This window comes from Betaproteobacteria bacterium (assembly GCA_016791345.1).
GTDB lineage: Bacteria > Pseudomonadota > Gammaproteobacteria > Burkholderiales > JAEUMW01 > JAEUMW01.
Map to the genome: position 1 here is coordinate 1 of JAEUMW010000231.1, position 7,882 is coordinate 7,882.

Genomic DNA, 7,882 nt, shown 5'->3' on the forward strand with positions numbered 1-7,882 from the left:
GATCCCTCCGACTCCAGATCCCGCATGTTCTGCTGGATGCGATCCTCCAGCGCCGCAAAACGGCGGTCGTAATCACTCATCTGGTTGCCGAACAGGAGCTCCCGGATCTTCTCCACCCCGGCCGCCGCCTCGCCACCACCCACCCCTTGCTCCTGTGCCATCTCCCCAGCCTCGCGTCCTGACATTTGTTCTCGTCTCCCGTGTTCTTGTCTGATCATCGAGCAGGCGCAACCACCAAGCTACGCCGGCGCCTTCAACGCCGCGCTGGCGGTATCGAGGTCGTGAAAGATCGGAATGATCGCCTCGATCCCGGTGACCTTGAGCACCTCCTCCACCAGCGACTGCGGGTTGAGAAGCGCCATGCGACCGCCGTTCTGCCGCAGGACGCGGGCGTTGGTGAGAAGCGCGCGGATGCCGATCGAGGCGAGAAACGGCACCTGCGACAGATCGATCAGCAGGCGCGCCGCCCGCGTCGCCGCGAGCGAGCTCAAGCGCTCGTCGATCGCCTCCACCCCCGCGCTGTCCAGACGACCCGAGAGCTGGACGCGATCGATCCCGTCTGCCAGTTGCTGCACCTGCAAATCCATCGGCCTTCCTTCTGCCACGCGAACACCGTTGTCGAGAATCCCGCCGCTCGAGCCCGGGCAGGCCGCATCTGCGCGCGCCCCCAGGCTCGCCGCGTATCGTACAAGTTTCCGCTGGATCAAACGAGGGTGCGCACCAGCTCGGAGCCGTAGTTGGTGCAGTCGAACGCGTGCAGGCCGAACTCGTCGGCCAGCTTCTGGAAGACGCGCAGCCCGCGGACCGAGTTCCCCTTCGCATCGAGCCGCGGCGAGAAGGTGCCGATGCCGAGCTGTCGGTTGACCACACCCAGCACGCCGCCGCCGACCCCGCTCTTCGCCGGTATGCCAACGTCGAGCGCCCAGTTTCCCGAGTAGTCGTACATGCCGCAGGTGAACATCACCGAAAGCGTGTCGCGCACTGCCGCCACGTCGAACACGAACTCGCCCGTGAACGGGTTCTCCCCGATGTTGGCAAGCGTGGCACCCATCTGCGCCAGGTCCGCCGCCGTCACCAGAATCGAGCACTGCCGGAAGTAGAGGTCCAGCGCCGGCTCGATCGGCTGCCGGGCAGCTCCGACGCAGAGCAGCAGATGACCGATGGCGCGGTTGCGGTGGCCGGTTTCAGCCTCCGAGCGATAGACCGAATCCGAAAGACGCAGCGTGCGCCCCGCCGCCTTGGAGAAGCGGTCCAGCAGGAAATCGAATGCCTCGTCCTGCCACACACGATGCAGCAGCGCCGATACGGTGATCGCGCCGGCGTTGACCATCGGGTTGAAAGGTCGATCGGTGTGCGGATCGAAGACGATGGCATTGAACGCATCGCCGCTCGGCTCAACACCCACGTGCCGGAACACTTCCTCGCGTCCCAGGAGTTCCAGCGCCAGACAATAGGTGAGCGCCTTGGAGATCGACTGGATGGTGAACTCGGTCTCGGCATCCCCGCACACCCACAACCGACCGTCGATGGTGGCAAGCGCAACACCGAACCGGTCGGGATCGACGGTCGCGAGTTCGGGAATGTAACTGGCGACTTCGCCCTGCCGACCGGGCAGGCACTGCTCGAAGACGCTGGTCAGACCAACTTCGATGGCGGGTTGTGACGCGACGTGGCCGATCGCTGAATCGTCCATCCCCTTTTCTCCTTGTCGTTGCTCGCGGGCGACGTCCAAAAGCGTGGGTACGTTCGCATCGGACGTGCCATAGTGTTCTGGCATAGCCTTGCAGGCGGAAGGTCTTGAATACGCACAGAAATGGTTTCCGTCCGGCGAACCCGACGATGCCGCCTCGCACTTCCCTTGGGCATCCCGGATGCGATGCGCACCATCTTGGCCTAGCCCGAGACCGCGGAGCCGCCAAGCTGCGCGGGCACGATGTCACGCCGCAGTAACAGTCGCGCTATAGTCTGGCGGGTCCGGTCGGCGACATCGCCGGCTGTGCGCGGCGCCTTGCCGCCGGACTGGAGGACAGTAAATGGAACTGCAGATGACCGACCTCGGCAACGCTTCGAGAATTGCCCTGCAAGGGCGTCTTGACACACCCGGCGTCGATCAGATCGAAACGCGGTTTACCGCAAGCGTTGTTTCCCCCGGCAAGAATGTCTTGGTGGATCTGTCCGGGGTCACCTTTGTCTCTTCGATGGGCATCCGCATGCTGATCGGCACCGCAAGGTCGCTCAATCGCAAGCAGGCCAGAATGATCCTGTTCGGACCGCAGGCGCTGGTGCGGGAATCCCTGGATCACGTTTCGATCAACGACGTGATCCCGCTCGTGGGCACCGAAGCGCAGGCGCTCGAACTGCTCGGGGCCTGAGCGGAAACCCCGGTCCCTAGCGTCATGGATGAGCCAGGGACACGCTGTGGACCCGGTGGCGCACCGCCGACCGAGGCAGTGCTGCTGCTTGAAGTGGGGACCGACACCGCCGCGTTTGCGGCCGCGCAGGAGGCCCTGCACGCGTATCTCGAAGCGGCAGGCGTGGATGAGCGCGCCGTCTTTCGTACCGAGCTCGCCTTCGAGGAACTCGTCACCAACGTCGTCCGCCACGGATACGGGGGTCCGCGGTCGAACCTGACACCGATCGACGTTTCAGTGTCGATCCGGGACGACGAAATCGGGCTAACGGTGGAGGACCCTGGTCCCCCCTTCGATCCCTCCAAGGCTGTCGCCGCGCCGCTGCCCAAGCGCATCGAGGACGCAAACATCGGCGGTCTGGGGCTGCGCCTCGTGCACAGCGTTGCTCGGCGCATCGACTACGCGCGCGTCGCCGGCAGAAATCGCGTCACCGTAGCCATCGCCCGGACCTGACGGCACGCACCCGGCGGCAATCTGCCGCGTTGTCACGCCGCTGTCACGGTTCCGTAACCGGCGAAGCTTATCCTTGGCGTCCACTTTTGCTGCGGGAAGCGTCCATCATGAAACTGTTCGAACTCGTTTCCATCGTGCCGAAGCGCGCCGCGTTCGTCGCCGCATCGGTCTTCATCGCCACCGCACCGGCTGCGGCCCAGCAGGTCATCGTCGGCGCCGGCGCCACCTTCCCTGCCCCGCTCTATGCGAAATGGGCGGAAGCCTACAACAAGGCGACCGGTACCAAAGTGAACTACCAGTCGGTGGGTTCCGGAGCGGGCATCAAGCAGATCCAGGGCAAGACCGTCGACTTCGGTGCCTCCGACATGCCGCTCAAGCCCGAAGATCTCGCCAAGGATGGCCTCATCCAGTTCCCCACCGTCATCGGTGGCGTGGTCCCCGTGGTGAACGTTCCCGGCATCAAGCCCGGTGAGCTCAAGATGACCGGTCCGCTGCTCGCCGACATCTATCTCGGCAAGATCAAGAACTGGAACGATCCGGCGATTGCCAGCCTCAACCCCGGCGTCAAGCTGCCCGACCAGGCCATCGCGACGGTCAACCGCGCCGACGGCTCGGGCACCACCTTCATCTTCACCAACTACCTCTCCAAGGTCAGCCCGGAATGGAAGGAGAAGGTCGGTGAAGGCACGGCGGTGAAATGGATCGGCGGCCTCGGCGGCAAGGGCAACGAGGGCGTGTCCGCCTTCCTGCAGCGCGTGCCCGGCGCCATCGGCTACGTCGAGTACGCCTACGCCAAGCAGAACAAGCTGTCGCACGTGCTGCTGAAGAACGCGGACGGCGAGTTCGTCGGGCCGAGCGCCGAGTCGTTCAAGGCAGCCGCCGCCAGCGCGAACTGGGGCAACAGCTTCTACGAGATCCTCACCAACGAGTCGGGCAAGGGAAGCTGGCCGATCACCGGCGCCACGTTCATCCTCATGCACAAGGTGCAGGACAAGCCGGAGAACGCCGCGGCGACCATCAAATTCTTCGACTGGGCGTACAAGAGCGGCAGTGACCTCGCGGAGCAGCTCGACTACGTGCCGCTGCCGACCAACGTCGTGGGCATGATCCAGAAGCAGTTCGCCGATATCCGCGACGGTTCAGGCAAGGCGGTCGTCGCCGCCCGGTACTGAGCGCAGCTCAGCGTCTCAAGAAAGCAGAAGAAGTAGCGCAGTTCAGCGGTCGCGGGTGCCGCTCCGGGAGGAGCGGCACCGCGGTGCACCGTGTCCAGGAGGTTCCCATGGCATCAGATCCTACAGCAGATATGGCCCAGCGCATGGGCACGACTCACGGTGTCGCGTCATCGCCGGTCAAACCCGTGGCACGGGTAGTCAACAAAGGCACCGGCGATATCGTGTTCAAATGGCTGACCCGCAGCGTCGCAGCCTTCACCTTCATCGTGCTGGCCGCGATCATCGTGTCGCTTGTCGCCGCATCCTGGCCGACCATTCAGAAGTTCGGCGCGAGCTTCCTGTGGAGCACCGACTGGGACCCACCGGCGCAGCAGTTCGGCGCACTCGTCTCCATTTGGGGGACGATCGCAACGTCGATCATCGCGCTCTTCATCGCGGTGCCGCTTTCGTTCGGCATCGCGATGTTCTTGACGGAGCTCTCCCCGAAGTGGCTGAAGCGTCCGCTCGGCACCATGATCGAGTTGCTCGCCGCCGTGCCAAGCATCGTCTACGGCATGTGGGGCCTGCTCGTGTTCGCGCCGGTGTTCGCGCAGTACGTGCAACCCGGAATCGCCGCGACACTGGGCAATGTCCCGCTCGCCGGCGCCCTCTTCTCGGGCCCGCCGCTCGGCATCGGTCTGCTGTCGGCCGGCATCATCCTCGCCTTCATGATCATCCCCTTCATCGCCGCGGTGATGCGCGACGTGTTCGACACGACGCCGGCAATGCTGAAGGAATCCGCCTACGGCGTCGGCGCCACGACGTGGGAAGTGGTGTGGAACGTGGTGCTGCCCTACACCAAGGGTGGCGTCATCGGCGGCGTCATGCTCGGCCTCGGGCGCGCACTCGGCGAGACCATGGCGGTGACCTTCGTCATCGGCAACACCAACGCCTTCCAGGGCTTCTCGCTCATGTATCCGGGCAACAGCATCACCTCGCTGCTCGCCAATGAATTCGCCGAGGCGACCCCGGGACTGCACACCTCTGCGCTGATGGAGCTCGGTCTGATTCTCTTCGTGATCACGTTCTTCGTACTCGCGGGCGCCAAGGTGATGCTCGCCCGCATGGGCAAGGCGGAGGGCAAGAAATGAGCGCGCAAGTGCACACCTACGACGTCGGCCTGCGCAAGCGGCGCGCCATGATCAACAAGATCGCCCTGGCGCTCTCGCTCATCGCCATGGCGATCGGCATCGCGGCGCTCGTCTGGATTCTGTTCGATGTCATCCGGCTGGGCATCGGCGCGCTGTCGCCGACGCTCTTCACCGAGGACACGCCCGCGCCCGGGTCGGCCGGCGGCCTGCGCAATGCCATCCTGGGCAGCGTGATGATGGTCGGGTTCGCCACGCTGATCGGCACGCCGATCGGCGTGCTGGCGGGCATCTACCTGGCCGAATACGGGCAACGCTCATGGCTTGCGAGCGCAACCCGCTTCGTGAACGACATCCTGCTGTCCGCACCGTCCATCGTGCTCGGCCTTTTCGTGTATGCGATCTTCGTCGCGCGCACCGGCGGCTTCTCCGGCTGGGCCGGCGTAGTCGCGCTGGCGCTGCTGATGGTCCCGGTCATCGTGCGCACCACCGAGAACATGCTGCTCCTCATCCCGAATACGCTGCGCGAGGCGGCCTATGCGCTTGGGTGCGACAAGTGGAAGGTGATCATGTACATCACCATGCGCGCCGCACGCTCCGGCGTCATCACCGGCATCCTGCTCGCGGTCGCGCGCATCGCGGGCGAGACCGCGCCCCTGCTCTTCACGGCGCTGTCGAACCAGTTCTTCAGCGTGAACCTGAACGAGCCGATGGCGAACCTGCCCGTCACCATCTTCAAGTTCGCGATGAGCCCGTATCCGGACTGGGTCTCGCTCGCGTGGGCGGGCGTATTTCTCATCACGGTCGGCGTGCTGGCGCTCAACATCCTGGCACGGGCCTTCTTCAGCGACGAACAGAAACGGTGACCCGATAATGGCAACGATCACGCCCACGATGGAAGTCGAGCGTTCCGCGCAGACCCTCCACGCAACCGAGGAGCCGGAGTTGCGCGTCCGCAACTTCAACTTCTATTACAACAAGTTCCACGCCATCAAGAACGTCAACATGGACGTTCACAAGCGCCGCGTCACGGCCTTCATCGGCCCGTCCGGCTGCGGCAAGTCGACGCTCTTGCGAGCGATCAACCGCATGTATGACCTGTATCCGGAGCAGCGCGTCGACGGCGAAATGCTGCTCGACGGCAAGAACATCCTGGACCGCGACGTCAATCTGACTGAGCTTCGCGCCCGCGTAGGCATGGTGTTCCAGAAACCCACACCCTTTCCGATGTCCATCTACGACAACATCGCCTTCGGTGTGAACCTGCACGAGAAGCTCTCGAAGTCCGGCATGGACGACCGCGTGGAATGGGCGCTCAACAAGGCGGCACTGTGGGGCGAGGTCAAGGACAAGCTGCAGCAGAGCGGCATGAGCCTCTCGGGCGGTCAGCAGCAGCGCCTGTGCATCGCTCGCGGCATCGCGGTCAAGCCGCAGATCATCCTGCTCGATGAGCCGACTTCCGCGCTCGACCCGATCTCGACCTCGCGCATCGAAGAACTGGTGAGCGACCTCAAGCACGAGTTCACGATCGCGATCGTCACCCACAACATGCAGCAGGCCGCTCGCGTGTCCGATTACACGGCCTTCATGTATCTCGGCGAGCTGGTCGAGTTCGACAGCACCGACAACGTGTTCCTCAAGCCGAAGAAGAAGGCGACCGAGGACTACATCACCGGCCGCTTCGGCTAGCGGGCTCGTCGTCCGGCATCGGCGTCGGCTGACACCGGCGTCCCCTCTTCGAGGAAAAGTCCATGTCCTACGAAAAGCTCACGACCACCACCGAGGTCGAACTCGACAACCTCAAGTACCGGCTGCTCGCCATGGGCGAACTGGTGGAGCGGCAGGTGCGGGATGCGGTGCGCGCCCTGGTGGGCGCCGAGCACAACCTGGCGGAAACGGTCGTCAGCCGCGAAGCCGAGGTCAACGCAATGGAAATCGAGCTCGACAACCAGTGCACGGAGCTGATCGCGCTGCGCCAGCCCGAGGCCGGCGATCTGCGGCGCGTCCTGACGGCGTCCAAGGTCATCAGCAATCTCGAACAGATCGGCGACCACGCCAAGAAGGTCGCCCGGTATGCCATCGCGATCGGCGAGGCGAACGTCGTGCAGGCACGCAAGCTGACCGACATCGAGATCCTCGCCGATCAGTCGCTCGCCGCCTTGCGCGATGCGCTCACCGCTTACTGCCACCTCAACGCGCAGGCCGCACAGGCGGTCATCGATCGCGACCCGGCGCACGACGATCGCAGTCAGACGGTTGCCCGGCAGGTGCTGAGCTATGCCATGGAGGATCCGCGCCTAATCACCTGGGCGCTGCTGGCCGCCGCCGCCGCAAAGGCGATCGAGCGGGTCGGCCACCAGGCCACGAAGATCGCCGAGCACACCATTTACGCGGCCGAGGCGCGGGACGTTCGCCACCGCAGCAAGCAGGGGTCGCCGCAACCCGCCGCCGCGAGCTGACGCGGCGCTTCACACGTTCGGCGCAGCGATCGCATGCGCCCGCCGTGCGCAGTCGCCGGTGCGCGACCGCCGTCCGTAAGTGCTCTTGAATGCGTTGCCCGGGAGGAGCGATGGCGCTCACCAAGTCGAAGCCGCGAACCGAAAAGTCTGATGCCGAGGAGCCGGCCGAGCGGCCGACGCGCAAGGATCTGTTGCGGCATGCCTGGTACGACCGGGACCTGGGCTGGCTGGCCTTCAACGGCCGCGTCCTGCACGAGGCG

Annotated in this window: 11 protein-coding genes; 8 read left to right on the forward strand and 3 right to left on the reverse strand. The window is 64.8% G+C overall.

Annotated elements, in window-relative coordinates; translation table 11 throughout:
• From JNK68_09085 to glsA, 3 genes are all read right to left on the reverse strand, one after another.
• Positions 1 to 161, reverse strand: a 161-nt coding sequence (locus tag JNK68_09085) for a hypothetical protein (GenBank protein ID MBL8540513.1), incomplete at its 3' end; no start/stop codon positions are given.
• A gap of 78 nt (positions 162 to 239) precedes the next feature.
• The gene (locus JNK68_09090; GenBank protein MBL8540514.1) at positions 240 to 587 is read right to left on the reverse strand and encodes an STAS domain-containing protein; all 348 of its coding nucleotides are present in this window, start codon (positions 585 to 587) and stop codon (positions 240 to 242) included.
• A gap of 116 nt (positions 588 to 703) precedes the next feature.
• On the reverse strand, positions 704 to 1,693 hold the full coding sequence (gene glsA / locus JNK68_09095; GenBank protein ID MBL8540515.1) for a glutaminase A: 990 nt from the start codon (positions 1,691 to 1,693) through the stop codon (positions 704 to 706).
• A gap of 340 nt (positions 1,694 to 2,033) precedes the next feature.
• On the opposite strand from glsA, the gene JNK68_09100 reads away from it, so the two are divergent.
• The 8 genes from JNK68_09100 to JNK68_09135 all read left to right on the forward strand — a co-directional run.
• The gene (locus JNK68_09100; protein ID MBL8540516.1) at positions 2,034 to 2,372 is read left to right on the forward strand and encodes an STAS domain-containing protein; all 339 of its coding nucleotides are present in this window, start codon (positions 2,034 to 2,036) and stop codon (positions 2,370 to 2,372) included.
• Positions 2,373 to 2,396: 24 nt separating this feature from the next.
• On the forward strand, positions 2,397 to 2,864 hold the full coding sequence (locus tag JNK68_09105; protein MBL8540517.1) for an ATP-binding protein: 468 nt from the start codon (positions 2,397 to 2,399) through the stop codon (positions 2,862 to 2,864).
• Positions 2,865 to 2,971: 107 nt separating this feature from the next.
• Positions 2,972 to 4,036, forward strand: a complete 1,065-nt coding sequence (gene pstS, locus JNK68_09110; protein ID MBL8540518.1) for a phosphate ABC transporter substrate-binding protein PstS — start codon at positions 2,972 to 2,974, stop codon at positions 4,034 to 4,036.
• Positions 4,037 to 4,179: 143 nt separating this feature from the next.
• Positions 4,180 to 5,166 (forward strand): phosphate ABC transporter permease PstC, encoded by a 987-nt coding sequence (gene pstC, locus JNK68_09115; protein ID MBL8540519.1) that lies wholly within the window; start codon positions 4,180 to 4,182, stop codon positions 5,164 to 5,166.
• Complete coding sequence (gene pstA / locus JNK68_09120; GenBank protein ID MBL8540520.1) at positions 5,163 to 6,029, forward strand: phosphate ABC transporter permease PstA; 867 nt, start codon at positions 5,163 to 5,165, stop codon at positions 6,027 to 6,029. Before pstC ends, pstA begins: the two co-directional genes overlap by 4 nt.
• Before the next feature lie 28 nt (positions 6,030 to 6,057).
• On the forward strand, positions 6,058 to 6,852 hold the full coding sequence (pstB, locus tag JNK68_09125) for a phosphate ABC transporter ATP-binding protein PstB (GenBank protein MBL8540521.1): 795 nt from the start codon (positions 6,058 to 6,060) through the stop codon (positions 6,850 to 6,852).
• A gap of 62 nt (positions 6,853 to 6,914) precedes the next feature.
• Positions 6,915 to 7,622, forward strand: a complete 708-nt coding sequence (phoU, locus tag JNK68_09130; GenBank protein ID MBL8540522.1) for a phosphate signaling complex protein PhoU — start codon at positions 6,915 to 6,917, stop codon at positions 7,620 to 7,622.
• A gap of 110 nt (positions 7,623 to 7,732) precedes the next feature.
• On the forward strand, positions 7,733 to 7,882 hold a 150-nt coding region (locus JNK68_09135), incomplete at its 3' end, for a hypothetical protein (protein MBL8540523.1).